21 protein-coding genes are annotated in these 25,759 nt (G+C 72.5%); 6 read left to right on the forward strand and 15 right to left on the reverse strand.

Annotation, left to right across the window (positions count from 1 at the left end):
* Positions 1-20 precede the first annotated feature (20 nt).
* Positions 21-1,196: a right-handed parallel beta-helix repeat-containing protein gene (locus ELR47_RS07970; RefSeq protein ID WP_130649417.1), complete on the reverse strand. Its 1,176-nt coding sequence runs from the start codon at positions 1,194-1,196 to the stop codon at positions 21-23.
* Positions 1,197-1,203: 7 nt separating this feature from the next.
* Positions 1,204-2,703 carry an oligosaccharide flippase family protein gene (locus tag ELR47_RS07975; protein WP_130649418.1) on the reverse strand — a complete coding sequence of 500 codons (1,500 nt, stop codon included), beginning with the start codon at positions 2,701-2,703 and terminating at the stop codon, positions 1,204-1,206.
* A gap of 125 nt (positions 2,704-2,828) precedes the next feature.
* Between ELR47_RS07975 and ELR47_RS07980 the strand changes: the two genes are divergently transcribed.
* The gene (locus ELR47_RS07980) at positions 2,829-4,847 is read left to right on the forward strand and encodes a hypothetical protein (RefSeq protein ID WP_130649419.1); all 2,019 of its coding nucleotides are present in this window, start codon (positions 2,829-2,831) and stop codon (positions 4,845-4,847) included.
* Here ELR47_RS07980 and ELR47_RS07985 read toward each other — a convergent pair.
* Positions 4,838-5,785 (reverse strand): glycosyltransferase family 2 protein, encoded by a 948-nt coding sequence (locus ELR47_RS07985; RefSeq protein WP_165403941.1) that lies wholly within the window; start codon positions 5,783-5,785, stop codon positions 4,838-4,840. The genes ELR47_RS07980 and ELR47_RS07985 overlap by 10 nt on opposite strands.
* Positions 5,786-6,034: 249 nt before the next feature.
* Between ELR47_RS07985 and ELR47_RS18650 the strand changes: the two genes are divergently transcribed.
* Positions 6,035-7,234 carry a right-handed parallel beta-helix repeat-containing protein gene (locus ELR47_RS18650; protein WP_188584379.1) on the forward strand — a complete coding sequence of 400 codons (1,200 nt, stop codon included), beginning with the start codon at positions 6,035-6,037 and terminating at the stop codon, positions 7,232-7,234.
* Between the two features lie 153 nt (positions 7,235-7,387).
* Complete coding sequence (locus tag ELR47_RS07995; protein WP_130649421.1) at positions 7,388-9,196, forward strand: ABC transporter ATP-binding protein; 1,809 nt, start codon at positions 7,388-7,390, stop codon at positions 9,194-9,196.
* Here the strand turns inward: ELR47_RS07995 and galE are convergent.
* Both galE and ELR47_RS08005 read right to left on the reverse strand, forming a co-directional pair.
* Positions 9,168-11,279, reverse strand: coding sequence for a UDP-glucose 4-epimerase GalE (gene galE / locus ELR47_RS08000; RefSeq protein WP_130649422.1), 2,112 nt, complete (start codon positions 11,277-11,279; stop codon positions 9,168-9,170). The two genes, ELR47_RS07995 and galE, sit on opposite strands and share 29 nt — an antisense overlap.
* A gap of 235 nt (positions 11,280-11,514) precedes the next feature.
* Entirely contained in the window at positions 11,515-12,390 is an 876-nt protein-coding gene (locus ELR47_RS08005; RefSeq protein WP_165403942.1) for a glycosyltransferase family 2 protein, read from the reverse strand.
* 316 nt (positions 12,391-12,706) lie between these two features.
* Here ELR47_RS08005 and ELR47_RS08010 point away from each other — a divergent pair, with 316 nt between their 5' ends.
* The 3 genes from ELR47_RS08010 (at position 12,707) to ELR47_RS08020 (ending at position 17,582) form a co-directional block, all read left to right on the forward strand.
* Positions 12,707-13,639: a right-handed parallel beta-helix repeat-containing protein gene (locus ELR47_RS08010; RefSeq protein WP_130649424.1), complete on the forward strand. Its 933-nt coding sequence runs from the start codon at positions 12,707-12,709 to the stop codon at positions 13,637-13,639.
* A 132-nt stretch (positions 13,640-13,771) separates the two neighbouring features.
* Positions 13,772-15,373, forward strand: coding sequence for an acyl-CoA carboxylase subunit beta (locus ELR47_RS08015; RefSeq protein WP_188584378.1), 1,602 nt, complete (start codon positions 13,772-13,774; stop codon positions 15,371-15,373).
* 7 nt (positions 15,374-15,380) lie between these two features.
* On the forward strand, positions 15,381-17,582 hold the full coding sequence (locus ELR47_RS08020; protein WP_130649425.1) for an acetyl/propionyl/methylcrotonyl-CoA carboxylase subunit alpha: 2,202 nt from the start codon (positions 15,381-15,383) through the stop codon (positions 17,580-17,582).
* Between the two features lie 213 nt (positions 17,583-17,795).
* On the opposite strand, the gene ELR47_RS08025 is transcribed toward ELR47_RS08020, so the two are convergent.
* From ELR47_RS08025 to ELR47_RS08070, 10 genes are read right to left on the reverse strand one after another with little or no spacing between them, the layout of a single operon-like run.
* Positions 17,796-19,271: a complex I subunit 5 family protein gene (locus ELR47_RS08025; protein WP_130649426.1), complete on the reverse strand. Its 1,476-nt coding sequence runs from the start codon at positions 19,269-19,271 to the stop codon at positions 17,796-17,798.
* Position 19,272: 1 nt separating this feature from the next.
* The gene (locus tag ELR47_RS08030) at positions 19,273-19,701 is read right to left on the reverse strand and encodes a cation:proton antiporter subunit C (RefSeq protein ID WP_130649427.1); all 429 of its coding nucleotides are present in this window, start codon (positions 19,699-19,701) and stop codon (positions 19,273-19,275) included.
* Positions 19,698-20,135 carry an MnhB domain-containing protein gene (locus ELR47_RS08035; RefSeq protein ID WP_130649428.1) on the reverse strand — a complete coding sequence of 146 codons (438 nt, stop codon included), beginning with the start codon at positions 20,133-20,135 and terminating at the stop codon, positions 19,698-19,700. The genes ELR47_RS08030 and ELR47_RS08035 overlap by 4 nt, the downstream gene beginning before the upstream one ends.
* On the reverse strand, positions 20,132-20,782 hold the full coding sequence (locus ELR47_RS08040) for a DUF4040 domain-containing protein (protein ID WP_130649429.1): 651 nt from the start codon (positions 20,780-20,782) through the stop codon (positions 20,132-20,134). The genes ELR47_RS08035 and ELR47_RS08040 overlap by 4 nt, the downstream gene beginning before the upstream one ends.
* On the reverse strand, positions 20,779-21,180 hold the full coding sequence (mnhG, locus tag ELR47_RS08045) for a monovalent cation/H(+) antiporter subunit G (protein WP_205745511.1): 402 nt from the start codon (positions 21,178-21,180) through the stop codon (positions 20,779-20,781). Before mnhG ends, ELR47_RS08040 begins: the two co-directional genes overlap by 4 nt.
* On the reverse strand, positions 21,177-21,473 hold the full coding sequence (locus ELR47_RS08050) for a monovalent cation/H+ antiporter complex subunit F (RefSeq protein WP_130649430.1): 297 nt from the start codon (positions 21,471-21,473) through the stop codon (positions 21,177-21,179). Before ELR47_RS08050 ends, mnhG begins: the two co-directional genes overlap by 4 nt.
* Positions 21,473-22,069 carry a Na+/H+ antiporter subunit E gene (locus ELR47_RS08055; protein ID WP_130649431.1) on the reverse strand — a complete coding sequence of 199 codons (597 nt, stop codon included), beginning with the start codon at positions 22,067-22,069 and terminating at the stop codon, positions 21,473-21,475. Before ELR47_RS08055 ends, ELR47_RS08050 begins: the two co-directional genes overlap by 1 nt.
* Positions 22,066-23,802: a Na(+)/H(+) antiporter subunit D gene (locus tag ELR47_RS08060; protein WP_130649432.1), complete on the reverse strand. Its 1,737-nt coding sequence runs from the start codon at positions 23,800-23,802 to the stop codon at positions 22,066-22,068. The genes ELR47_RS08055 and ELR47_RS08060 overlap by 4 nt, the downstream gene beginning before the upstream one ends.
* Positions 23,795-24,148: a hypothetical protein gene (locus ELR47_RS08065; RefSeq protein WP_130649433.1), complete on the reverse strand. Its 354-nt coding sequence runs from the start codon at positions 24,146-24,148 to the stop codon at positions 23,795-23,797. The genes ELR47_RS08060 and ELR47_RS08065 overlap by 8 nt, the downstream gene beginning before the upstream one ends.
* Positions 24,145-25,635 carry a complex I subunit 5 family protein gene (locus tag ELR47_RS08070; RefSeq protein WP_130649434.1) on the reverse strand — a complete coding sequence of 497 codons (1,491 nt, stop codon included), beginning with the start codon at positions 25,633-25,635 and terminating at the stop codon, positions 24,145-24,147. Before ELR47_RS08070 ends, ELR47_RS08065 begins: the two co-directional genes overlap by 4 nt.
* Between the last annotated feature and the right edge of the window lie 124 nt (positions 25,636-25,759).

A 25,759-nucleotide genomic window follows, 5' to 3' on the forward strand; every position in this document is an offset into this window, starting at 1 on the left:
CCGTCCGCGGCGCACCAGGGTCACTCGAGCGTCGCCCCGTCCGTGGTCGTGTTGCCCTCCCAGGTGACCTCCGCGTCGCCGTCGAGTCGGTGGGTGCCGTAGATCGAGGAGTCCGCGACGAACACGTTGTCGCGGACGACCACCCGCGTCGCCGGTGGCTGGTCGACGGACTCGACGTACAGCGTGTACGAGCCGCCGGCCAGCAGGTTCCCCTCGACCACGACGTCGTCGATCGTGCCGAAGATGGCCTGCAGGAACACCGACGAGGTCTGCCGTTGCCACACCGAGATCAGAGTGTTGTTGCGCAGCACCATGTTGCTGCCACCGGTGGTCTGCAACGGGTCGTTGTGTTCGTCACCGTCGGACTTGCGCAGTCCGTGGACGAAGCTGTCCTCGACCGTGGTGTCGGGCCCGATGCGCATCCCGTCGTCACAGTTGGTGACCTGCACGCGTCGCGCCGTGAACCGGGCATGGGCGATGCCGCCGATGCAGGTGTCGCCCTGTCCGACGATGGTGGTGTCCTCGACGAGGAGGTTGCCGCCGCCGGCCTCGGGGTCGACGGCGATACCCCACTCGGCACGGGTCTCGAGCCGTACGTTGCGGATCACGACGTCCTGGGCGGTGACCCGGATGTTGCCGCGCACGAGCGCGTTCTCGAACACCTGCCCGTCCTGGTCGAGATCGACCCGTCCGTCGATCTCCTCGAGCAGTTCCGCCTCGCGCACGCCGGTGGTCCGGGGACCGGGGAAGCCGAACGCCTCCGGGTGCAGCAGCGCCACCGGGACCTCGCCCTCGGACGGGAAGTCGGTCGCGGCGCGCACGTGACCGTCGACCTCGACGAAGTCCCCGGGTCGGTCGTCGGGTGGGTCGGTCGGCGACAGTTCGTCGACGTCGACGGTGTCGTCGAGCGCGAAGGTCGGAGACGGCGGCGCCGGGTCCGCCGCGTCCTCGGTTCCCCCGTCCGGGTCGTGGTCGGCGGCGGGCCCACCGTCCGTCGGCGTCGGAGGTGCCTCCTGCGCCGACGGCGGAGCGTCACCGGCGGGCACCGCGCCGTCCCCGTCGTCGTCGAAGAGGACCAGGAGCAGCGCGACGAACAGGGCCACGGCGACGACGACGAACGGCGCGGCGGCCATGGCCTGCCGCCGCCGGGTGTCGATGTCGGCGGCGGGGCGGTCGTCGGGGTGCGCGGCGGGCATGGAACTCCTACGGGCGCAACGAGCGGCCAGCGGTGAGGACCTCGCGGATCTGTTCGCGGCCGACGAGCAGCAGACCGAGCGAGTATGTCGCGGCGCCGGCCAGGACGCACGCCACCAGCACGGCCAGATCCGTCGCGCCGGCCATCGTGGCCCGCACGAGCAGCACGCCGCCGACCATGATGCCGGTGGCGAGCACGACGGGCGCCACCTGTCGGGCGAACGCGCCGACGTCGAGCCGCACGGTGCGGCGCATGACCGCCAGACTGACCGGCACGAACAGGGTCGTGACGGCCGCCTGGCTGGCCGCCACGGCCACGAAGTCCTGCGTGGCCAGGGCCGCCGTCACGAAGAACGTCAACGACGTGACGGCACGGGCCAGCTGGAGCCACAGCCGCAGTCCGGCCCGTCCCGAGGCCAACAGCACGTCGTAGACGAAGTAGTCGAAGTTCTGCACGGCGACGACCACGCACAGCCACTGCATGGCCGGTACGGCGGGCAGCCACTGCGCTCCGAACACCAACGGCACGATCTCGGGTGCCACGAGGGCCAGGCCGACGGCGGCCGGCATCGCCGCCGTCAGGGTCATGGTCGTGGCCTGCGAGAAGGCACGCGCGAGCCGCACCGGCTCGTCCTGCAGACGCGAGAAGGTCGGCACCGCCACCTGCTGCACGGTCTTGCTCAGGGCCTCCGACATGACCGCCAGCAGCCGGTAGGCGATCGTGTAGTAGCCGAGTGCGACCGAACCGATCAGTGCGCCGAGCACCAGGTCGTCGCCACGCTTGTGGGCCAGGGTCAGCAGGTCGAACCCGAGCACCCGGTTGCCGACCTGCCACAGCGGCCGGAACTCCGTCCGGTCGAAGCTGGCGCGTGGCCGGTAGCGCGCGATCGTGAGGACCACGACCGTCGTGACGAGCGCCTGCAGCAGGTTCTGCACCACCAGCGCCCACACCCCGGCCCCGAGGAACGCGAGCCCGATGGCGACGGCTCCGGCCACGGTGTTGGCGAGGATCCCTCGCAGCGCCAGCGCCCGGAACTCGAAACGGCGCATCACCAGTGCCGTCGGGATGCGCCCGAACGCGGCGAGCACCATGCCCAGCGCCAGCCACGGCAGCACGTCACGGATGCCCGGCTCGCCGAACAGGATCGCGAAGGGACCCGCGAGCGCGGCCACGATCCCGCCGAGCAGCACCCCGAAGACGATGCTGAACCAGAACGCGCTGTGGACCTGCCGGTCGGTGAGGTCCTTGCGCTGCACCACGGCGAGGGTGAGTCCCTGCTCGCGCAGGCGTTCGGTCACGTCCACGATCGCCGCGGACAGGGCGACCAGACCGAACGCCGCCGGATCGAGCAGCCGGGCCAGCACGATGAACACGGCGGTCGACAACAGCCGGGCGCCCCACTTCTCCAGCGCCGACCATGCCGCCCCGCGGATCGCGGTGGTGCGCAGATCGACGCCGTCGTCGGGGCGTTCGGGCCCGGCGTCGCCGGTGCCGTCGTGGCTGGTCAGGGCCGCCCCCGTGCTCGGTCCGCGGACTACAGTCGACTGCGCGCAGCCGGGCGCACGCTAGCCGACACCTTCCGGCACTCGACCCGGTACTCGACGAGGGGGACGCGCGCGTGGGGACCCGGGTCGTGACCGTCGACGTCTTCGACACCGTCCTGGTGCGTTCGGTCGCCAGTCCCGAGGCCGTACCCGCCATGCTCGGCCGGCTGCTCGAGCAGGACGGGACGCCGGGGGAGGCGGCCGCGTTCGCCGAGACCCGGCAGCGGGCCGCGGACCGCGCCTGGCGCCGCTGCGGCGGCGTGGACCCGCCGCTGGCGGCGATCTACACGGAGGTGGCGGCGGCCCGGCGCTGGACCGCCGAGCGGGCCCGGGCGGTCCTCGAACGGGAGATCGACCTCGAGGGTCGGCTGCTGCACCCGGTTCCCGGCATGGTCGAACGGCTCGCCCGTCTGCGTGCCGACGGCCACCGCATCGCGTTCCTCTCCGACACCTCGCACGCGAGTTCGACGCTGCGGCGCTGGCTCGACGAGCGCGGGCTGCTCGGTGCCGACGACCGGGTGTACGCCTCCTGCGAGCTCGGCGCGAGCAAACGTCGCGGGGACGCGTTCGCGGCCGTGGTCGCGGTCGAGAACCGCGACGGCGAGGTGGTGCGCCACCTCGGCAACGACGCCTTCGCCGACGTCCGGCGTGCCGCCGAGGCGGGGCTGGCCGCGACCCACCTGCCCGCCGCCAATCTCACGGGCGACGAGCGGCGACTGGTCGCCGGACGGGATGCGCACGGACTGGCGCAGGCGCTGGCCGGCGCCGCCCGGCTGGCGCGCCTGCGTACGCCGGCGGAGGGTCGCCAGCGGGCCGTGCGGGACGTCACGGCCGACGTGGCCGGACCGCTGCTGGCCACGTTCACCCGCTGGAGCCTCGAGCGCGCCGTCGAGCGGGAGGTCCGGTCGGTGTTCTTCCTCGCCCGCGAGGGGCAGGTCCTGCACCGGCTCGCGGACCACCTGAGGCCGGCCGACGCGGCCGAGCTGTCGTTGCGCTACCTGCACGTCAGTCGCCAGTCCCTCAACGTGGCGGCGATGGACGGGGTGTCGCGCGCGGAGCTGTCCTGGGTGCTGACCCACGTCGAGACCAACACCGTCGGGACCATCCTGCGACGGCTCGGGCTCGAACCGGCCGCGGTGGCGGCGCCCCTGCGGCGGCTGGACCTCGACGCGGAGGCGCTGGCCAGCGTGCCCGACGAGGACCGTCGTGAGGCGCTGCTCGACGACCTCGTCGACGGCGGGCTCCGGCCGGCACTCGACGCGGCCGTCGCCGTGCGCCGCGCACGGGTGCGCCGCCATCTCGAACAGCAAGGGGTGCTCCCCGACGGGCCGGTCGCCTTCGTCGACACCACCGGGACCGGCAGTCAACAACTCGCGCTCACCCGACTCTGCACCGCTGTCGGGGCACCCGCGCCGTTGCACCTGCTGTTGTACCGCCGGCGGTTGCGGCCCCATCCACTGCTCGACGCGCTGCCGGTCGAAGCCTGGCTCGAGGACGAGGTCCGTCAGCTCGGCGTCGGTCGTCCGCCCGGCGGATCGGCGTTGATCGAGGTGTTCTGCACCGCCGACCACGGCACCGTGCTCGACTACCGCGACGAGGGCGAGCAGGTCGTGCCGGTGCTCGCCGAGCACGATCCCACGGCGCTCGAACGGTGGGGGGCGACCACCCAGCGGCGGACGCTGGACGCGTTCGCGCAGGCGCTGGAGTGGCCCGAGGGGCGGGCGGTGGCGTCCGCGGACGACGTGCGTGAGGCGGTCGTCGACGTGGCTCGGCGGTTCTGGGAGCGGCCGACCCCGGGCGAGGCGGACGCCTGGGGCCGTTTCCCGTTCGAGGGGGCCTCGGGAGCGGACGGCGCGGCCGGCGAGCTCGCGTCGCCCTACGGCTGGGGCGAGGTGGTGCAGGCGGCACGTGCCGGTGGCCTGCCCTCACGGACCTGGTTCGGCTGGCGGGCCGGCGCCGAGGCCCGCACCACGCCCGGGTTGCGGCGGGTGCTCGCGCTGCTTCGGCTGGCCAAGCACCGCCGTGACCACCTCGACCGGCTGCACGCCCGGACGCGCCGGCTGCGGACGCGGCTCGCCCGTGGGTCGAAGGCCAGCGCTCAGAAGTAGACGATGCGCTGGCGCAGGGCACCGGCCAGGCGGCCGGCCGCGTGGGCGGCCCGGACCAACCAGTCGGTGCGGGCGTCGGGCCCACGGAGCAGCTGGTAGGAGCGGTACAGCAGACCCGCCCACCGGGCGATGGCACGCCGGGGGTGGAAGCGCGCGCCGTGGGGTCGGAACTCGGCGTACAGCCGGGCGCTGCTCCTGGCCTTGCGGTAGCCCTTCACCAGCGCCTGTCGCCGGGTCTCGGGAAGGCGGTACACGACCGTCGGCTCCGGGTCGACGGTCAACGAGTAGCCCGCCAGCTGCACGCGCCAGAAGAACTCGTCGTCGTCGCCACCGCCATCCCGGTAGGACGGGTCGAACCCACCCACCGCTTCCCAGGCGTCGCGTCGGACGGCGCAGTTGGCACCCACGGCACGAGGAAGGAACTCCAGTGCCGGTGGACGCAGCGGCCGGCGGGGACGACCCTGGTCCGGGCGGTGCCGCCGGAGACGGTTCGTCGCCGTCGGGGCGGAGCCGAATGCCTCGGCGGGTACGGGCGCGAGCCCGCCGGAGACGGCGTCGTGGTCGCCGAGCCGCGTGGCCATGCGGGCGACCCAGTCGGGCCGCACGACGTCGTCGGCGTCGCAGAAGAGCAACAGCTGTCCCCGGGCGGCGCGGACACCGGCGTTGCGAGCGGCGTTGATGCCCGGTTCGGGTGCCGGCACGACGCGAACCGGCATCGACGCCTCGAACCTCCGAACGACGTCGACGGTCGCGTCGGTCGATCCGTTGTCGGCGACGACCACCTCGAACGGTTCGTCGACGTCCTGGCCGGCGAGCGCGGTGAGTTGCGCGGCGATGGTGGGGGCGCCGTTCCTGACCGGGATGACCACGGACACCCGCGGCGCGGGCACCCCGTGTGCGGGCACCCCGGCACCTGGCGTCGGGGGCGTCGACGACACGGCGGTTCCTTCGGAGCGAGTGACGGGGTCGGACCACGCGAAGGTAGATCGCAGCGACCCGGTTCGGCCGGGGCGGTCACGACTGAAGGGATGGGCCGGTCGCTGCGCGCAAACGCCGCAGCGCGCCCGCTCGGCGACGTCGGCGCATCAAGCTCGGGGCATGGCGCACCGACACCTCGGGAGCGACGTCCGAACGGGCCCGACGGCATCGCACCTCCCTCTTCCCTCCGTCAGGAAGGCCAGCCAGCCATGCCCGTCTCCCCATCCGTGCCGCTCCGCCGTGCACTCGCCCTGAGCCTCGCGGCCGGCCTCGTGCTCGGCGGTCAGACCCTGACCACCACGGCCCGGGCCGAGGCCGCCCCGAAGACCACCGTCGCCGCGGCGACCAAGACCACCACCCCCGGCAACGGCAACAGCAAGGCCAACCGCTCCGTGGTCCCCGCACCCGAGCCGGCGCCTGCGCCCGAACCGGCGCCCGCCCCCGAGCCGGCGCCCGCCCCCGAGCCGGTTCCGGCGCCCGCCCCCGAGCCGGTTCCGGCGCCCGCTCCGGAACCGGCCCCCGCCCCGGAACCGGCCCCCGCCCCGGAACCGGCCCCCGCCCCCGAACCGGCCCCCGCCCCCGAACCGGTCTGGACGCCCCGGCAGGCCGTGGCGACCGACCTGCCTGCCACCGGGCCCGTACCCGAGGTCCTGCTGGTCCCGGAGAAGTACGGCTTCCCCGGTCCGGGCAACACCGGCGTCACCGACCCGTCGAAGCTCACCGTCCGCGAAGGGCGGGTCACGCTCGGACAGCCCGGCCAGGTGCTCGAGAACGTCCTCGTGCGTGGTCAGGTCGTCGTCGCCGCCCCGGACGTCGTCATCCGCAACGTGCGGATCGAAGCCACCTACGAGTGGGGCATCCACGTCAACACCAAGTTCGGTGCCCGCGGCCTGCTGGTGCAGGACACCGAGATCGTCGGACAGGGCGACACCTGCATCGCCGGTATCGCCTTCGCCCACTACACCGCCCGGCGCGTCGAGGTGACCAACTGCGACGACGGCCTGCGCATCGGCACCAGCACCACCGTCGAGGACTCGTTCGTGCACGGGCTGCGCAAGAGCAGGGGGGACGAGCACAACGACGCCCTGCAGGCGACGGGCGGGACGAACATCCACATTCGCAACAACACGCTGATCGGCGTCTGGCGTCGACAGACGTCGGCGGTGTTCCTCCAGGCCATCTTCGAACCGATCGACCAGGTCGTCGTCGAGGGCAACCTGCTCAGCGGTGGCAGCTACAACCTCTACGTCGAGGGCGTGCAGGGCCAGCCCGGTCCGACCAACGTCACCGTCCGCGACAACCGTTTCGTCGAGCAGTCCGCCATCTACGGTTTCCTGCGGACGCAGAACTCCCCGCAGCTGGCGTGGAGCGGCAACACCGACCTGACCGGTCGGGTGATCGGGCGCTGAGCCCGGTCGACGTCGCCTCCGGGCCGACCGCGTGTCGGCCCGGACGCGCGTCGGCGCGAGCACACCTGCGCGTCCGCCTACGCTTCGACCGCGCTGGGCCTGCGCGGGTACCACGGCCCGTTGCCGCGGCCACCGACACCCGAAGGGAGCCCGTTGCTCGAGACTGCCAGGTCCTGCCTGCGCCTCATCGACCCCCGCCACCGCACGCGTTGGTTCGGGCTCGCCGGACTGGCCGTGGTGTCGTCCGGCCTGGAGATCCTCGGCGCGCTGATGGTCTACTCGATGCTGTCGTTGGTCGCCGCCGAGGGACTGGACCTGCCGCTGCCCGTCGCGATCGTCGACCGGCTCGGTGATCCCGACGACAACCGGGTGCTGGTGACCGTCGCGTTGGCGATGGCGGTCTTCTTCGTGCTGCGGGCCGCGTTCCAGGCCCTGGTCGGCTACCTGCACGCCCGGCTCGCGGCCACCACGGGCGCGAACCTGGCGAAACGCCTGACGGCCGGGTACCTCGCCCTGCCCTACGCGTTCCACCTGCGGCGCAACTCCTCGACCAGCATCCGCAACGTGCAGGCCGCGACCGCCCAGGTCGTCAACGGCGGGCTCGCGCCGCTGATCAACGTGTTCGCGGCGACCGTGGTCACCGCAGGGCTGCTCGTGGTGATGGTGGTGATCTCGCCGCTCGGTACCGCGCTGGCCGTGGTGGTCGTCGGGTCGGCGATGCTGGTGCTGCTGCGGCTGATCCAGCCGCGGCTGAAGTGGTACGGGCAGACCGCCCACCAGATGAGCCAGCAGATGCTCCAGGCCATCCAGCAGGCCCTGCAGGGACTGCGGGACATCAAGCTGCTGGGCCGGGAGAAACCCTTCACCGCGCGCTTCGGTGAGGGCGTCGACGAGTTCTCCCGGATGGCCTACCTGCGGGCGACCCTCGGGCAGCTGCCCCGTCTGGTGATGGAGACCGCCCTGCTGGTGTTCATCCTGCTGTTCTTCGCCGTCTCGGCCGCGCTCGGTCAGGCGTCGGGTCAGGTCGTCTCGGTGCTGGGCATGTTCGCCTACGTCGGCCTTCGTGTGCAGCCGTCACTGACCGCGGTCGTTTCCGGCCTCAACGAACTGCGCTACGCCAGCGCGGCCGTCGACGACGTGCTGGCCGACCTCGAGCTGGTGGCGTCGGTCGAGCTGCCCGATACCGCGGCGTCCCCGCGGCCGCTGCGGTCGAACATCGAGCTGCGGCGGGTGAGCTTCCGCTACGACGGCGCGGCCGAGGACGCGCTCCGCGACGTCGACCTGGTGCTCGACGCCGGCACGATGGTCGGCATCTGCGGTGCGACCGGCAGCGGCAAGAGCACCCTGATGGACGTGATCACCGGGTTGCTGCCGCCCACCGACGGGCAGGTGCTCGTCGACGGCGTCCCGCTGGAGGACGACCGCCGGGGCTGGCAGCGCAACCTCGGGGTCGTGTCCCAGTCGGTGTTCCTCGTCGACGACACCATCCGTCGCAACATCGCGCTGGGCGTCCCCGACGACGAGCTCGACGAGGAACAGCTGCACGAGGCCGTGCAGCTCGCACAGCTCGAGGACGTCCTCGCCGCCCTGCCCGACGGGCTCGAGACGACCGTCGGCGAGGGCGGCGTGCGGCTCTCGGGCGGCCAGCGGCAGCGCGTCGCGATCGCCCGGGCGCTGTACCGGCAGGCCGACGTGCTGCTGCTCGACGAGGGCACCTCGGCGCTGGACAACCTCACCGAGGCCCGACTGATGCAGGCCCTGCACGCGGTCCGCGCCGGACGCACCGTCCTCGTGGTCGCCCACCGCCTGTCGACGGTGGAGGCCTGCGACCGCGTCCTGCTCGTCGAGGGCGGTCGCGTCCGTGCCGACGGCGGCTACGACGAACTGCTCGAACGCGATGCGGCCTTCCGGCGCCTGGCGCTGCGTCAGGAGCTCACGACACCGTCTGCGGAGCCCGGATAGGAGCCGACCCGCGGGTGCCGCGCAGCAGCTCGTCGGGACCGACGGCCAGCAGGGCGGACAGCCACGGTTTGGCCCCTTCGGGCCAGGGCAGCACCCGCCGCGGCCGCAGGGACTCCATCACGCCGTCGGCGACCTGCACGCGGGTCTCGGCGGGCGGACGCTGACGCATCGGCAGCCCCGCCCGGAGCAACCGTCCCGGAGCGCCCGGATGGCCCCTGCGCGTCGAAGCCAGCGCCACGCGCCGGGCGGTGGCGTGGTCGCCGGCACGCATGGCCCGCAACCACAGCCAGGTGAACATCGCCTCCCAGTCGAACGGGTCGTCCCCGCGCAGCTCGGCGTAGCGGTCCTGGAGCACCGCGGCGGTGCGCAGCACCTCGTCCACGCCGTTGGACATGTTGCCGCTGTGGAGCCGGTAGGCGACCACCGGCCGAGCGACGAGCGCCGGATCCCCCTCGCGGGCGAGGCGGATCCACATGTCCCAGTCCGCCACCATGTCGATGGTCGGGTCGAACCCGCCGACGGTGTCGAGCAGTTCGCGTCGCACGAGCACGTTCGAGCCGCCCCCGGGCACGACGTTGCGGCGAGGCAGCTCGGCGAAGTCGGGTGCCCACGGCGCCGGCAGCATCAGCCCGTGCAGCACGGGACCGTCGGAGAACTGCAGCGCGCCGCCGTAGGCCCAGTCGGCGCCGTCGTGCTCGACGGCGGCGAGCTGGGACGCGAGCTTGTCGGGGAACCACAGGTCGTCGTCGTCGGTGAAGGCCAGCCACCGCCCGGTCGCGAGCGACGCGCCGGCGTTGCGCGCCGCGGAGAGTCCCTGGGAGCGCTCGTGGCGCAGCACCCGTACCCGTGGGTCGTCGAGGCGCGCCAGCACCTCCGGCGTCGCGTCGCTCGACGCCTCGTCGACGACGATCACCTCGAGCTCGACGTCGCGCTGCTCGAGCACCGACGTGAGCGTCTGAGCGAGCAGGCGCACCCGATTGTGGGTGGGCACGACGACGCTGACCACGGGCCGCGGACCGGAGGTGGTGGCTTCGGCGACGGCGTCGGTCACCGCGACACGGGGCCGCCGGGCGCCGGAGGCCGGGGGCGGAGGCGGCGCCTGTCGGAACGCCCAGGCGTCCCGCACGATGGTGGCGAAGTCCGAGCGCGTCGGCTGCCACCCCAGCACCGTACGGGCGCGACCGCCGTCGGCGACCAGGGCGGGCGGGTCACCGGCGCGCCGTGCGTCGGGCGTGACCGGCACCTCGCGGCCCGTCACGGCCGCGACGGTGCGCGCCGCGGCCAGCACGGAGGTCCCGGTCCCCGTTCCGAGGTTGAGCTGGACCGAGGCGCCGCCGCGCAACAGGTGCTCGACCGCACGCACGTGCGCGTCGGCGAGGTCGGCGACGTGCACGTAGTCCCGCACGCAGGAGCCGTCCTCGGTGGGGAAGTCGGTGCCGTACACCGACACGGACGGCAGGTCGCCGGCGGCGACGTCGAGCAGGCGCGGTACCAGGTGCGGCTCGGGGTCGTGCCGTTCACCGAGTTCGCCGTCCGGATCCGCCCCGGCCGCGTTGAAGTAGCGCAGGATCACACTGGGAAGCCCGTAGGCAGCGCCGAAGTCGGCGATGGCCTGCTCGACGACGAGCTTCGATCGGCCGTAGGGGTTGATCGGCTGCTGCGGCGTGTCCTCGGCGATCGGGACCTGCGCGGGGACGCCGTACGTCGCGCACGTGCTCGAGAACACCAGGGGGACCGGCGTGGTCGCGAGCAGGGCGCGCAGCAGCGTGACCGAGCCGGTGACGTTGGTGTGCCAGTAACCCTGCGGGTCCGTCACCGACTCACCGACGTAGGCCCGACCGGCGAAGTGCAGCACGGCGACCGGCCGGTGGCGACGCAGGACGTCCTCGAGCCGTTGCGGATCGGTGACGTCGCCGATCTCGAGCGGTCCCCAACGGACGGCGTCGAGGTGTCCGGTCGACAGGTCGTCGTAGGTGACCGGTTCGAAGCCGGCGGCGCGCAGCGCCTTGCAGGTCTGGCTACCGATGTAGCCGGCGCCACCGGTCACCAGGACGCGCGGGTCCGCTGTCGAGCGTTGCGGCATGGGTCGACTCCGTCGTGGGTGTCCGAGCCTGTCCCCGGCTCGTGCGCCGGCAACACACTAGGGAGGGTCCGGATGATGTCCGCCACCGTCCGCCGTACAGCCCAGTTGTGCGGGGAACGATCATCTGTGCCCGTGTCCCGGCGGGGCGGCGGCGCGTCCATCACCTGACGTGGTGGTCGGTCTGCGGAAGGTGAGCACGGCCGCCGCTGCGGCGTCGGCCACCCGCCGCTCGTGATCAGAAGTACCACAGCCCTCGGCGCAGGCCACCGACGAGTCGGCCGGAGCACTGCCCGGCGCGGATCAGCCAGTTGCCGCGGGCATCGCGGCCCCGCACCAGCGCCGGGGCCCGGTACAGCAGGCCGGCCCACGAACCGACGGCGCGCCACGGACGGAACCGCGCACCGCGGGGGCGGAATTCCTCGTAGAGTCGGGCGGACACCCTGCCCTTGCGGAACCCCTTGCGCACCGCCTCGCCGAGCGAGGACGGCAGCCGGTAGGCCATCAGCGGCACCGTGTCGACGACCAGGGAGTAGCCGGCGAGCTGGACCCGCCAGAAGAACTCGACGTCGTCGCCGCCGGCGCTGTAGGACTCGTCGAAGCCGCCCACCGCCTCCCACACGTCGCGTCGGACCGCGCAGTTGGCGCCGAGCACCAGCGGCAGGAAGTCCAACGACGGCGGCCGCGGCGGACGGACCGACCCGGTGGGGGCCGGGGGCAGCACCCCACCGTCGGGGGTGAACGGATCGAGGGCCCCCGACACCGCGTCGTGGTCCTCCAGCAGCTTGGCCATGTGCCCGACCCAGCCGGGTTCGGCGACGTCGTCGGCATCGCAGAACAGCAGCTTGGGGGCATCGGTGGCCCGCACACCGGCGTTGCGGGCGGCGTTGGACCCCTGCGTCGGGGCCGCTACCCGTCGGATCGGCACGTCGGCGCCGACCTCGGCAGCCACGTGGGCAACGACCCGCGCGGTGTCGTCGGTGGAGTTGTTGTCGGCCACCACGACCTCGAAGGCGATGTCGGTGTCCTGCCGGGCCAGCGCCTCGAGTTGGGCGGCGATCGTCGTCGCGCCGTTGAAGACCGGGATCACCACGGCCACCTGCGGTCGTTGCACGTCGCGTCGTCTCCATCGGCCCGGTAGCGGTGCCGGTAGGCGGTGTGCCGGCGTGCACGGTGCTGGCGTCACCCGCGGGTCCCCCGTGGGCGCGCAAGCCTAGGCGGCGGGATCCTCGGCCGAGTCCGGGTCGACTGAAGAAGCACGGTGTGGGATGTGCGCCCCCCGGGACAACCGGGGAGAGATTCGTGAGGCGGAGTCGAGCCGGGCCGCCGTCCTCCCGACAGGAACGCCTGACGCCGCACCACCCACGGTGCGTGTCCACGCACGCCGACCTGCGTGCGCCTGCCTCCCTCTCACCGGCGGAACCACGATCATGACTGCTCTTCGACTCGTCCCCCTGCGGCGCGCGGCGGCCCTCGTCGTCGGCGCCACGCTGCTGCTCGGTGCGTCCTCGGCGGCCGCCCCGGCCCCCGCTGACGCGAGCACCGCCATCCTCGGTGCCGTCTCCACCAGCTACCCGCTCACCGGCCCGGTCCCGTCGGTGCTGACCAACCCGCAGGCGTCCGGCTTCCCCGGCCCCGGCAACACCGGGGTGACCGTCGCGAACGCCCAGCTGACCGTGCGCACCGGCTCGGTCATGCTCAACAAGTCCGGCCAGGTGCTCGAGAACACGCTCGTGCGGGGTCAGGTCTTCGTCGTCGCCCCCAACGTCGTGATCCGCAACGTGCGCGTCGAGGCGGCGGGCGAGTGGGGCATCCACGTCAACACCAAGCTCGGGGCGCGCAACCTCGTGGTCCAGGACACCGAGATCGTCGGCCAGGGTGACGCCTGTGTCGCGGGCATCGGCTTCGCCGAGTACACCGCCCGTCGCGTGCAGGTGCGCAACTGCGACGACGGGTTCCGGGTCGGCAACAACACCACGATCGAGCGCAGCTACGTCCACAACCTGCGCAAGTCGAGGGGCAACGAGCACAACGACGCCGTGCAGACCTCCGGTGGTACCAACATCCGGATCCGCAACAACACCCTGCTCGGGGTGTGGGGCCGGCAGACCTCGGCGGTGTTCCTGCAGGCCATCCACGGCCGTGTCGACCAGGTCCTCGTGGAGAACAACCTGCTGAGCGGCGGCAGCTACAACCTCTACGTCGAAGGCGTCCAGGGTCAGCCGGGGCCGACCAACGTCACGGTCCGCAACAACCGGTTCGTGCCGAGCTCCTCCCTCTACGGCTACCTGCGCACCGCCAACAACCCGCGCATCACCTGGTCGGGCAACACCACCACGACCGGTGTCGCGGTCCCGCGCTGAGGAGATCGCGGTCCCGCGCTGAGGAAGACGCGGTCCCGCGCCGCCGACGTCGGTTCGGAACGATCCGTTCGCTAGCGTTCCGTGCAGCGGCGGCGGCCCCATCGCCGCGTGGCCGCCGCGGCGGGGAGGCACGTGGACACCGAGGTGCTCGACAGCCGGGTCGACCCGACCTCGGACACCTTCGTGCGCAACCGCGAGGGCAACCTCGCCACGCTGGTCGACATCGAACACCAGCTCGCGCTCGCCGCGGCGGGCGGGGGTCCGGACAAGCTCGCGCGGCACCGTCGGCGCGGCAAGCTCACCATCCGGGAGCGCATCGGGCTGCTGCTCGACCCGGGCAGCCCGTTCCTCGAGCTCCAGCCGCTGATCGGCTGGGGCAGCGACGCGCTGGTGGGCGGTTCGGTCGTGCAGGGCATCGGCGTGGTCAGCGGCACCGAGTGCCTGGTCACCGGGACCGACCCGACCGTCAAGGGTGGTGCGTCCAATCCCTGGTCGGTGCACAAGGCACTGCGCGGGTTGCAGGTCGCGGCCGAGAACCGACTGCCGGTGGTCAACCTCACCGAGTCGGCCGGTGCCGACCTGCGCCACCAGAAGGACATCTTCGTGCCCGGCGGGCGCACCTTCCACGACCTGACGGCGCTGTCGAAGGCCGGGGTGCCCACGATCGCCGTGGTGTTCGGCTCGTCGACCGCCGGCGGCGCGTACGTGCCGGGTCTGAGCGACCACACGGTGCTGGTCCGCGAGCGCTCCAGGGTGTTCCTCGGTGGTCCGCCGCTGGTGCGCATGGCGACCGGTGAGGAGGCCGACGAGGAGGAGCTCGGCGGCGCCGAGATGCACGCGCGCACCTCAGGCCTCGCCGATCACCTCGCCGACGACGAGTACGACGCGATCCGCATCGCCCGCCGGATCGTGGCCCACCTGCACTGGCGCAAGGCGGGACCGTCGCCGAGCGGACCGGCCGACGAGCCGGTGCACGACCCCGAGGAGCTGCTCGGCATCGCCTCGGTCGACCTGCGCGAGCCGTTCGACAGCCGCGAGGTCCTCGCCCGCGTCGTGGACGGCTCCCGCTTCGCGGAGTTCAAGCCCGTCTACGGACCCAACCTCGTGTGCGGGTTCGCCTCCGTCCACGGCCACCGGATCGGCGTGCTCGCCAACAACGGCGTGCTGTTCAACCAGGAGGCCGAGAAGGGCGCCCAGTTCATCCAGCTCGCCAACCGCGTGCCGGTCCCGTTGCTGTTCCTGCAGAACGTCACCGGGTTCATGGTCGGCACCCGCTACGAACAGGCCGGCATCGTCAAGGACGGCGCCAAGCTGATCAACGCCGTGACCAACTCCGAGGTACCGCACCTGACGGTGATGACCGGGGCCTCCTACGGCGCCGGCAACTACGGCATGTGCGGTCGCGCCTACGACCCGCGGCTGCTGTTCACCTGGCCCAACCACGCCATCGCCGTGATGGGACCGCAGCAGCTCGCCGGGGTGCTCTCGATCGTGGCCCGCAAGGCGGCCGCCGATCGCGGCGAGCCCTACGACGACGCGCAGGACGCCGCGGTGCGGACGATGGTCGAGCAGCAGGTCGCCGCCGAGTCGCACGCGTTGTTCGCCACCGGCCAGGGCTGGGACGACGGCGTGATCGACCCGCGCGACACCCGCGACGTGCTCGGGCTGGCGCTGTCCGCCGTCTGCTCCGCCGAGGTCCGGGGTGCCACCGGCTTCGGCGTGTTCCGGATGTGAGCTGCCCATGACCTCCTCGCCGACGTCGGATCCACGACCCGCAGCGACGGGCCCGCTGCGGCTGCCACGCAAGGTGCTGGTCGCCAACCGGGGCGAGATCGCCGTGCGCATCGCCGCGACCTGCCGGGCGATGGGCATCGCGACCGTCGCGGTGTTCTCCGATGCCGACGCCGACGCGCTGCACGTGACGGTCGCCGACGAGGCGGTCCGTCTGGGTGGTAGCGCACCGGCCGACAGCTATCTGCGTGTCGACGCGGTCGTCGCCGCCGCACGGCGCACCGGCGCGGACGCCGTCCATCCCGGTTACGGCTTCCTGTCGGAGAACGCCGAGGCGGCGCGGACCGTCGCGGACGCGGGGCTGACCTGGGTCGGCCCGTCACCGGACGTCATCGCCGCCATGGGTGACAAGCTCGCGGCCAAGCGGCGCCTGGCCGCCGCCGGCGTCCCGGTGGTCCCCGGCGCCGACCTCGACGACGAGCTGTCCGCCGCGCAGCTGGCGCAACGGGCCGACGAGGTGGGGTACCCGCTGCTGGTGAAGGCCGCCGCCGGCGGTGGCGGTCGTGGCATGCGGCTGGTGGCCGGACCCGACGAGCTGTCGGCGGCGGTCGACGCCGCCCGGCGGGAGGCCGCCGCGGCGTTCGGGAACGAACGGGTCTTCCTCGAACGCTTCGTGGCCCGCCCGCGCCACCTCGAGGTCCAGGTGTTCGGTGACGTGCACGGAACGGTGGTGCACCTGTTCGAGCGGGAGTGCTCGATCCAGCGTCGGCACCAGAAGGTCGTCGAGGAGGCCCCCTCGGTCGCGATCGACCCGGAGGTGCGGGCGGCGCTGACCGGCGCCGCGGTCGACGCCGCCCGCGCGATCGGCTACGTCAACGCCGGCACGGTCGAGTTCGTGGCCGACGAGACGGTGCTCGCCCGCCGACGGGCCGGCGAGGACGTGGACCCGCGCACGGCGTTCGCCTTCCTCGAGGTCAACACCCGCCTGCAGGTCGAACACCCCGTCACCGAGCAGACCGTCCGGGTACGTGGCACCGTCGCGTCCGACGGCGGTCCGGACGACCACCGCGGACTCGACCTGGTGGGTCTGCAGCTGGCGATCGCCGCCGGTGCGCCGCTGCCGTTCGCCCAGGACGAGCTGGTCCAGGTCGGCCACGCGATCGAGGCCCGCCTCTACGCCGAGGACCCGGTGGCCGACCACCGCCCCGTCCCGGGGCCGCTGCACGCCTTCGCGCCGCCGCGGCTGCCCGGCGTGCGCTGGGACGTCGGGGTGCGCGCGGGCGACGAGGTGTGGCACGAGTACGACCCGCTGCTGGCCAAGGTGATCGCCACCGGCGCCACCCGGGAGGAGGCGGCGTCGCGGCTGTCGGGGGCGTTGGCGCGCACGCTGCTGGGTCGGACCACCAACCGCGACCTGTTGGTCGCGATCCTGCGCGACGAGGCGTTCCTCGCCGGCGACACCACCACGGCGTTCCTCGACGAGCGCTTCGGCACGCCAGCCCTCCGCCGGTTCGTGCCCGACGAGGCAACGGTCCGCACGGCGCAGGTGGCGTCGGCGTTGCACCGGCTGCTCGGGCCGCCGCCGGGACAGGTGCCGGCCCGCGTCCCACCGGGCTTCTCCAACACCGCCGCGCTGCCGCTGCAGCTGCGCATCGTGGATCCGTCGCACGGCCGTGGGGCCGTGCTCCGGGTGTCGCCGCTGCGCCGCGCCGGCGCCTGGTGGCGGGTGCAGGTGGCCGCGGATGCACCCGCGGGGATCTGGCAGGACCCGCAGGAGGTGCTCGAGGAGTTCGAGGCGCGGCTGCACGCCCGCACCGACGACGCGGTGACCTTCGAGCTCGACGGGCATCGCCGCACGGTCGCGGTGCGGACCCGCCTCGGCGGAGGTGCGGACGCCGACGAGCACACCGCTGCGCTGGTGGACGGACGGTGGGTCGACCTGGTGCTCCCGGCGCGGTTCCCGGTGCCCGAGCGCCGTCTCGATCCCGGGGCGACCAGCGCCCCCATGCCGGGAACGGTCACCACCGTGGACGTTGCGCCGGGAGAGCAGGTCGTCGCCGGCGACCTGCTGGTGACGCTGGAGGCGATGAAGATGGAACACCGGGTCACCGCCACCGCGGCCGGCACCGTCGCCGAGGTCGCCGTGGCCCCCGGTGACCGGGTCGATGCCGACGCCGTGCTCGTCGTGCTCGACCTCGCCGACCCGGCCTGATTCCCGGACCCCGCGAACCCCGGCGCCACGCCTCCCCCGACCCCGCCTCCACGCCCCCCCGACCCCGGCTACCCCCGACTTCCGCAGGTTCTCCGCTCGCTTTGGCCGGTTTCCCGCGTCTGCGACGGAAACGGTGGTGTCCGGCGCAGGTGGGGGACCGGTTCGCTGGCGGTTTCCCGCGTATGCGACGGAAGTGTTGGTGTCCGGCGCAGATCAGCCCAGCAGGCGGTCGGCGACCGGCATCAGGACGTTGTCGACGATCACCGCGTTGAACAGGCCGATCAGCAGCACCGCCGCGCCGAGCACCGCCACCGTGCCCACCACCCGCGGGCCCGGTTCCCGGGCGTTGGCCACGACCTCGAGCTCGGGCTCGCGGACGAAGATCTGCTCGAACAGGCGCAGGAAGTACACGGCGGTCAGCAGGCTGGACGACACCACGACCACGAAGACCGCCCAGTTGCCGGTCTCGATGCCGCCCCAGACGAGGTAGAACTTGCTGAAGAACCCGGCCGTCGGCGGGATGCCGACCATCGACAGGCCGGCGATGGCGAAGCCGGTCATGGTCAGCGGCATGCGTTTGCCGAGTCCGGCGAACTTCGCGATGGTCTTCAGCCCGGTCTGCTGGATCACGCCACCGGCGACGAGGAACAGCCCACTCTTCATCACCGCGTGGTTGAGGACGTGCAGCAGGGCGCCGACCAGCGCCAACGGGTTGGCGAGCCCGATGCCGACGCCGATGTAGCCGAGCTGCGCCACGGTGGAGTAGGCCAGCAGCCGCTTGAGGTCCGTCTGCTGGATGGCGAGGATCGAGCCGACCAGGATGCCGGCCAGCCCGAACCACACCAGCGCCGTCGCGACCGGCAGCTCGGTGCCACCGCCGTAGGCCGGACCGAACACGTCGTAGAGGATCCGTACCAGTCCGTAGGCGCCGGCCTTGACCTGCACGGCGGCGAGCAGCGCCGCAACGCCCGGCGGGGAGTAGCTGTGGGCGTCGGGCAGCCACACGTGCAGTGGGAACAGGGCCATCTTCAGCGCGAGCCCGATGACGATCAACGCCATCGCGCCCAGCACGGTGGGCGACTCGGCCAGCGGCGGCAGGAGCTCCGCCATGTCCGCCATGTTGAGGGTGCCGGTGGAGAAGTACAGGAACCCGACCCCGAGCAGGTACAGGCCGCTGCCGATCGTGCCGAGCAGCAGGTAGCGCAGCGAGGCCAGCACCCCCCGGTCGCCACCCAGCGACACCAGCCCGTAGGTCGCGATCGCGTAGATCTCGAGCATCACGAACAGGTGGAACAGGTCGCCGCTGAGCACGACGCCGGTCAACCCGGTCAGCAGCAGCAGCGCCAGCGGGTACAGCGGGGCGCCGCGCCGGGGCGCGAGGTTGAAGGCGGCCGACACCGGATAGATGCTCACCAGCAGGCCGACCAGCGCGATGATGACGCACAGGTAGGCGGAGAGCGGATCGAGCACGTACTCGATGCCGATCTGGGGCGACCAGCCACCGAGGTCGTGCGTCATCCGACCGTCGGGCGCGACGCGGACCAGTCCGACGACCGACAGGACCAGCGAGCAGGCGGTGGCGACGACGGCGATGACCTGGGCCGCGGCGGGGCGCCACAACCCGGCGATCATCGCCAGGACCGCTCCGAAGAGCAGGGGCAGCAGGATCAGGATCGGGAGGTTGCCCACGTCAGCGCCCCGTCTGGTCGTCGGGGCGGGTGTCCTCGGTCGGCGCGCCGATGGGATCGGCCCGGCCGGAGAGCCGGTCGGCGATCACGGCCTCGTCGAGCGTGCCGTGGGCGCGGTAGAGGCGCACCAGCAGCGACAGGGCCACGCCGACGACGCCGACACCGACCACGATGGCGGTCAGGATCAGCAGGTGGGGCAGCGGGTCGACGTACTGCGCCGGGTCCGAGCCCAACGCCGGGTCGATGATCGGGGCGGTCGCACCCTCCTGGACGCTGCCCTCGATGAAGAACAGGTAGATCGCGGTGGTGAAGATGGTCATGCCGATGACCTTCTTCACGAGGTCACCCTTGGCGAGCATGCCGTACAGCCCGATGGCGAGCAGTGCCAGGACCAGGACGTAGATGTAGCGCGCGAGGAACAGTTCGATCATCGCTCGCTCCGTCCGGTGATCGTGTCGAAGATCAGCACCATCGCGCCGAAGACGGCCAGCCCGACGGCGACCTCGACCACGAGGATCCCGAGGTAGCGCACCCGGGCCGGCTCCATGCCGGGGATCTCGAGCGCGCCGTAGTCGAGGAACGCCCCACCGGCGAACAGCGGCAGCACGGCGACGACGAGGAACGCCAGCAGCCCGATGCCGGCGGTCAGCGGGCCGGCCGCCGGCGGGATCAGCCGGTAGGCCAGCCGCTCGTCGATGGTCAGGCGGGGCAGGATCGCCCCGACGGCTACGAACACACCGCCGGCGAACCCGCCACCGGGTCCGTAGTGACCGTGGGCGATCACGTAGAGGCCGAACAGGGCGATGAAGGGGCTGGCCACCGCGCAGATGACGCGGACGACCTCGGAGGGATAGGCGCCGGTCATCGTTCGCCCTCCACGTCGTCGGTCGGCCCCGCGTCGTCGGTCGGGACAGGCCCACCGGTCGGGCCCGTGCCGTCACGGGCATCGGTGCTGCCGACCGCGACCTCGTCCTCGTCCTCGTCGTCCCCGCGTCGGACCAGCACGAGCGCCGCGGACAGGGCGGCGGTGACGATCACGAGCGTCTCGCCGAGGGTGTCCTGCGAGCGGTAGTCGGCCAGGATGGCGGTCACCACGTTGGGGGTCTGCGTCTGTTCCAGCGACCCTTCGATGTAGGCGGTGGCGACGCCCTGGTGTGCCGGGGCGTCCGGATCGCCCCGGTCGGGCAGGTCGACGCTGGCGTAGAGCATCAGGCCGACGAAGCCGAGGATGAGCGGGATCACGACCAGGCGCCGACGGGAGTCGGTCCGGGGCGCCGAACGGCGGGTGGTGGCCAGGATCGCCGCGATGAACAGCACCCCGGTCAGACCGGCGCCGAGCGCCGCCTCGACCAGTGCGACGTCCAGGGCGCTCAGCCCGGCGAACAGCAACGCCGCGAACAGGCTGTAGGCCGACAGCAGGCCGACGGCGGCGAGCAGGTCCTTGACGTGCAGGGCCAGGAACGCCGTGGCGATCAGGATCACGAACAGGACGATGTCGAGGGGGACGATCACGCGCGTTCCTCCTCGTCGTCCGGGCCGTGCGGGCCGTGCGGGCCGGGTGGGCCGCCGAGCGCCTCGGTGATCTCGGTCTCGGCCGCCTGCTGGTCGACGGTCTGCACCGGCAGGGCCCCCGAACGGTGGGCGGCACGCACCAACGCGTGGACGGCGGTCGGGTTGAGGATCAGCGAGGCGACCAGCACGAACGCGAGGCGGAAGCTCGCGTCGATCTCCAGTTCGGGGCGGAACAGCAGGCCGACGAACAGCAGCAGCAGCCCCAGCGTCTCCGACTTCGCGACGGCGTGGGCCCGGGTGTACAGGTCCGGCAGCTTGAGCAGCCCCACGGTCGAGGCGATCAGGAACAGCATCCCGAGCACGATCAGCGGGGTGGACACCAGCAGCATCCAGCTCATCGGCCCCCCGCTTCCCGGTCGCGGGTCTCGCGGCCCTGGAAGTACCGCCCCAGCGCGATCGGCAGCAGGAAGGCCAGCAGCATGAAGCCGAGCGCGATGTCGAGGAAGAACCCGGGCCGACCGAGCACGAAGCCCAACACGACGATGACGACCACACCGTTGACCGACACCAGCGCGACGGCGACCAGGCGGTCGAAGACGGTCGGCCCCGACCACACCCGGGTCAACCCCAGCGCGATCAGTGCCGCGACGACCAGCAGCACGCCGACGAGGAACAGGTCGAGCTCACCCATCAGCGGCCTCCGAGGTCGTCGGGGTCGACCGGCGCCTGCAGGCGCCGCTCGTCCCACACGATGGTCGGTGGGTCGTCGGGCGGGTCGCCGAAGACCTTCGCGATCCGCCGCTGCGTGGCGGCATTGGCGAGGTCGGCGACCGCGGTCGGGGTGAAGGCGTGGATGGTGAACTCGTCGCCGTCGACGTCGAGGGTCATGGTGCCGGGCACCATCGTGATCGACGTGGCCAGCATGGTGCGGGCGGCGGGGGAGGACAGGTTGGTGCGGAAGCGCGCCACGCCCGGGCGGGGCGGTACCCGCGGGTCGAGCACCACCCGCAGGATGTGCAGACCGGCCGGCGGCAGCCGGCCGATCAGCCACACCGAGTAGCGCAGCAGGTGCCAGAGGTTGACGTGCCGCGACGCGTGCTCGACGGCACGGTCCTCGTCCTCGGGCGGGGCACCGAGCACCGCGTCGAGCAGCGGCCGGCTCAACCAGGTCACGAGCGCGGCCGAGCCCACGCCCATGACCACGAACAGAGGGTCCAGCCGCCACGACAGCAGCATCCAGAACCCGAGCAGCAGGACGAACAGCACCGGAGCGCGCAGTCGGGTCATGACGGCACCACGCTGAGCAGGAACAGCACGATCCCGGCCGCGAGCAGCACCGACCCGAGTGTCCAGGTGGCGGCCACGGGCGGCGGCCCGTCACCGCCCCGCCCGAAGCGGGCGAGGGCGGACGTGCGGGCGTCCTCGAAGCGCGCGGCCACGCGTGGCCGCGACGGGGCGGCGTGCTCGACCGGTGGCGCGTCGGTGCGCTCGCGGCGACCGACGGCGCCCACCAGCAGCGGCAGGCGGCGGTAGACCCAGTCGGTGTCCACGGTGATCATCGCCTTGGCCGCCAGCTTGGGCAGCAGCAGGAAGAACGCGAGCGCGGTGAACAGCAGGATCTGGGTCTTCTCCAGCACCTTGCCCAGCGAGTAGGCGTTGTAGTCGACGGCGTAGGGCATCAGGTCGTAGAGCAGGTTCGGCAGCAGACCGATGGCGAGGTTGAGCGCGGCGACGATGCCCATGGCCGCGATCATGGTGTGCGGCACGGGGGCGACGTGGACGGGGTGGCCTTCGTCGTTGCTGCGCGGGCCGGCGCCGTCCTTGCCGAACCAGGCGGCGTGGGGGAGCTTGAGCCCGGTCGACAGGAACGTACCGACCGACACGATCTGCAGGATCAGCACCACCAGGGCGCGCTCGTCGACGTAGGCCGACTCGACGACCAGCTCCTTGGACACGAAGCCGGACAGGAACGGCAGCGACGAGATGCTGAGCGCCCCCACCAGGTACAGGCCCAGGACGAGCTTCATGCGGTTGGCGATCCCGCCGAGCGCACTCGCCTTGCTGCGACCGGTCGCGTAGAGCACGGCGCCGGTACCCATCAGCAGCAGCGCCTTGTAGAGGATGTGCGCGAAGGCGTGCGCGGTGGTGCCGTTGATGGCCACCTCGGTGCCGATGCCGACACCGGTCACCATGAAGCCGACCTGGCTGACGATGTGGTAGGCGAGCAGCCGACGGATGTCGTTCTCGAGGATGGCGTAGGTCACGCCGTAGACGGCCATGAACACGCCGAGCCACACCAGCGGCTCCCAGCCGGGGAACCCGCGGGCCAGCGCGTAGACCGCCGCCTTGGTGGTGTAGGCCGACAGGAACACCGTGCCGGCCACGGTCGCGACCGGGTAGGCGTCGGGCAGCCAGGCGTGCAGGGGCGGCACGGCGGCCGAGAGCAGGCAGGCGAGCAGGATCAGGATCGTGCCGGCCGAGGGCTCGAACGCTTCGAACGACAGCGATCCGGTGGCCGTGTAGTGCCACAGGATGCCGGCCAGCAGCAACTTGCCGCCCAGCACGTGGACGAACAGGTAGCGCATGCCCGAGCGGCCCGAGCGGGCGTTGCGGCGGGCCATGATCACCAGCGTGCTGGCGATCGCCTTGATCTCCCAGAACACGAAGAACGTGACCAGGTCACCGGCGTGCACGACACCCATCGCCGCGCCCGCGTAGACCAGTGCGGAGGTCCGCTCGGAGGCCTGTTGGGTCCGCATGCCGTACAGGCCGGCGCAGACGGCGGCGATCGCGAAGATGATCCCGAACGGGCGCGAGAGCGTGTCGGCGCGCAGCACCTCGAGCTCCCACGCCAGCCAGGGCACGGTGACGGTGGTGCCGGGTTCGAGCAGCCACACCTGCGCGAGGGCGACCGCCGGTGCCAGCAACATCACGACGTTGCCGATCACCCGCGGCAGCACGCGCACGAGCACGGCCCCGACGAGCATCGGCAGCACGGGGTGCAGCAGCAGGTCAGCCACGGGCGCCGCCTCCCTCGCCGGAGCCCGGCCTCCGCTCGCCGGCCGCGGGACGTCCGCCCTCGCCGGTGGCGCCGCCGCCGACGCCGCCGCGCCCGCCGACCTGCGGCGAGACGTCGGGACGCACGTCGCGCTGGTCGTCGGGGATCACGTCGTCGGCGTAGTAGGTCTCGCGGCGTTGCAGGACGTTCTGGCCCAGGAACTTCGCGACGTACACCAGCAGGTAGCAGCCGCCGAAGCCGAGCAGTGCGCCGTAGCCGGGGAAGCGGGCGTACTGCACGACGAGGTCGAGCAGGAGCACGACGACGAACGCCGCGCCCGTGACCATCCAGATGCGCGATCGGCTCACGGCGCACCTCCCGTCACGGCGGCGGCCACGTCGGCCGCGATCGAGTACACCCCGCCGAGGTCACCCAGACCGAGCAGCAGCCCGGTCACGGCGGTGACACACAGTGGCACCACCATCAGCGGCGAGGCCTCCCCGTGGGGATGGGCGCGCGCCTCGTCGGACAGCGGCTTGAAGAAGGCGCGGTAGACGACCGGGAACAGGTAGCCGGCGGTGAACAGCCCGGAGCCGGCGATCAGCGCCGCGTAGACCTGCTGGTCGGCGTCGAGCGCGCCGAGCGTCAGGTACCACTTGCTGACGAAGCCACCCATCGGTGGCAGAGCCGCCAGCCCGTAGGACGCCAGACCGAACGCGAGCATCGTGAACGGCATCCGGCGGCCGATGCCGTCGAGCTCGCTGACATGGTCCTTGTGCGCGGCGATGTGGATCGCGCCGGCGCAGAAGAACAGCGTGATCTTGAGCAGACCGTGGTTGACGATGTGCAGCAGCCCACCCTCGAAGGCGGTCGGGGACAGCAACGAGAAGCCGAGCACGATGAACGACAGGTGCGCGATCGTGGAGTACGCGAGCCGTCGCTTGAGGTGGTCCTGGCGCAGGGCCACGACGCTGGCCACGGCGATGGTCACGCCGGCGACGACGGACAACCAGCCCTGGACGCCCAGCCCGAGCAGGACGTCCGGCCCGATCACGAACCCGACGACGCGTCCGAAGGCGAACACGCCCGCCTTCACGACCGCGACGGCGTGCAACAGGGCACTGACCGGGGTCGGAGCGACCATCGCGGCAGGCAGCCAGCGGTGCACGGGCATCATGCCGCTCTTGGTGGCGAACCCGGCGGCGAACAGCGCGAACACCAGGATGGTCAGCCCGTCGCCCATCGTGTCGCCGACCAGCCCTCCCGGCGTGAACGCGAGCTCGCCCACGTTGGCCCAGGTCAGCAGGATGGCCGCGAGGACCAGGACGCCGCCCGAGAGCAGGATGCCGAGGTAGAGCCGACCGGCCGCGATCGCCTTGTCGTCGCCCTTGTGGGTGACGAGCGGATAGGTCGCGATCGTCAGCAGCTCGTAGAAGATGAAGAACGTGAACAGGTCCCCGGCGAACGCCACCCCGAACGCGGTCGACAGGCACAGCGCGTAGAAGGCGTAGAACCGGGTCTGGTTGCGGGCGGCGTCGCCGCGCATGTACCCGATCGCGTACGAGCCGGCCAGCACCCACAGGAAGGCGGCGAGCAGCGCGAACAGCAGACCCATGCCGTCGGCACGCAGCGAGAGCTCCACGCCGGGCACGAGTTGCCCCAACGACGTGGTGGGGACCTCACCGGCGAGGACGGCCGGGACCAGCGGCGCGACGACCGCGAGGGTCGCGACGGCGCCGACGACCAGCAGCGCGTCGCGCACGGCCGGCAGCCGCCGGGTCACGAGGATCGCCACGGCGGTCAACACCGGCACGCCGACAGCGGCGAGCGGCAACAGCGAAGCCTGGGGGCTCATCGGCCTCCGGGAGCGAGCACGGTGGGTGAGGGGAGACGACGTCCGTGGCAGGCAGGGCAGCTGCCGGCCGGTGCCCGTCGAGCTGCCGGTCACCGACCTCGGGGTCGCGGTGGCCTGCGAACCT

This window comes from Egicoccus halophilus, from assembly GCF_004300825.1.
GTDB lineage: Bacteria > Actinomycetota > Nitriliruptoria > Nitriliruptorales > Nitriliruptoraceae > Egicoccus > Egicoccus halophilus.

What these genes read in the sequence shown, in the direction of transcription:
- ELR47_RS07970 (WP_130649417.1), bottom strand. Translation starts at nt 1,196, where the DNA reads ATGCCCGCCGCGCACCCCGACGACCGCCCCGCCGCCGACATCGACACC.
- ELR47_RS18650 (WP_188584379.1), top strand. Translation starts at nt 6,035, where the DNA reads ATGCCCGTCTCCCCATCCGTGCCGCTCCGCCGTGCACTCGCCCTGAGC.
- galE (WP_130649422.1), bottom strand. Translation starts at nt 11,279, where the DNA reads ATGCCGCAACGCTCGACAGCGGACCCGCGCGTCCTGGTGACCGGTGGC.
- ELR47_RS08010 (WP_130649424.1), top strand. Translation starts at nt 12,707, where the DNA reads ATGACTGCTCTTCGACTCGTCCCCCTGCGGCGCGCGGCGGCCCTCGTC.
- ELR47_RS08020 (WP_130649425.1), top strand. Translation starts at nt 15,381, where the DNA reads ATGACCTCCTCGCCGACGTCGGATCCACGACCCGCAGCGACGGGCCCG.
- ELR47_RS08030 (WP_130649427.1), bottom strand. Translation starts at nt 19,701, where the DNA reads ATGATCGAACTGTTCCTCGCGCGCTACATCTACGTCCTGGTCCTGGCA.
- ELR47_RS08035 (WP_130649428.1), bottom strand. Translation starts at nt 20,135, where the DNA reads ATGACCGGCGCCTATCCCTCCGAGGTCGTCCGCGTCATCTGCGCGGTG.
- mnhG (WP_205745511.1), bottom strand. Translation starts at nt 21,180, where the DNA reads ATGAGCTGGATGCTGCTGGTGTCCACCCCGCTGATCGTGCTCGGGATG.
- ELR47_RS08050 (WP_130649430.1), bottom strand. Translation starts at nt 21,473, where the DNA reads ATGGGTGAGCTCGACCTGTTCCTCGTCGGCGTGCTGCTGGTCGTCGCG.
- ELR47_RS08055 (WP_130649431.1), bottom strand. Translation starts at nt 22,069, where the DNA reads ATGACCCGACTGCGCGCTCCGGTGCTGTTCGTCCTGCTGCTCGGGTTC.
- ELR47_RS08070 (WP_130649434.1), bottom strand. Translation starts at nt 25,635, where the DNA reads ATGAGCCCCCAGGCTTCGCTGTTGCCGCTCGCCGCTGTCGGCGTGCCG.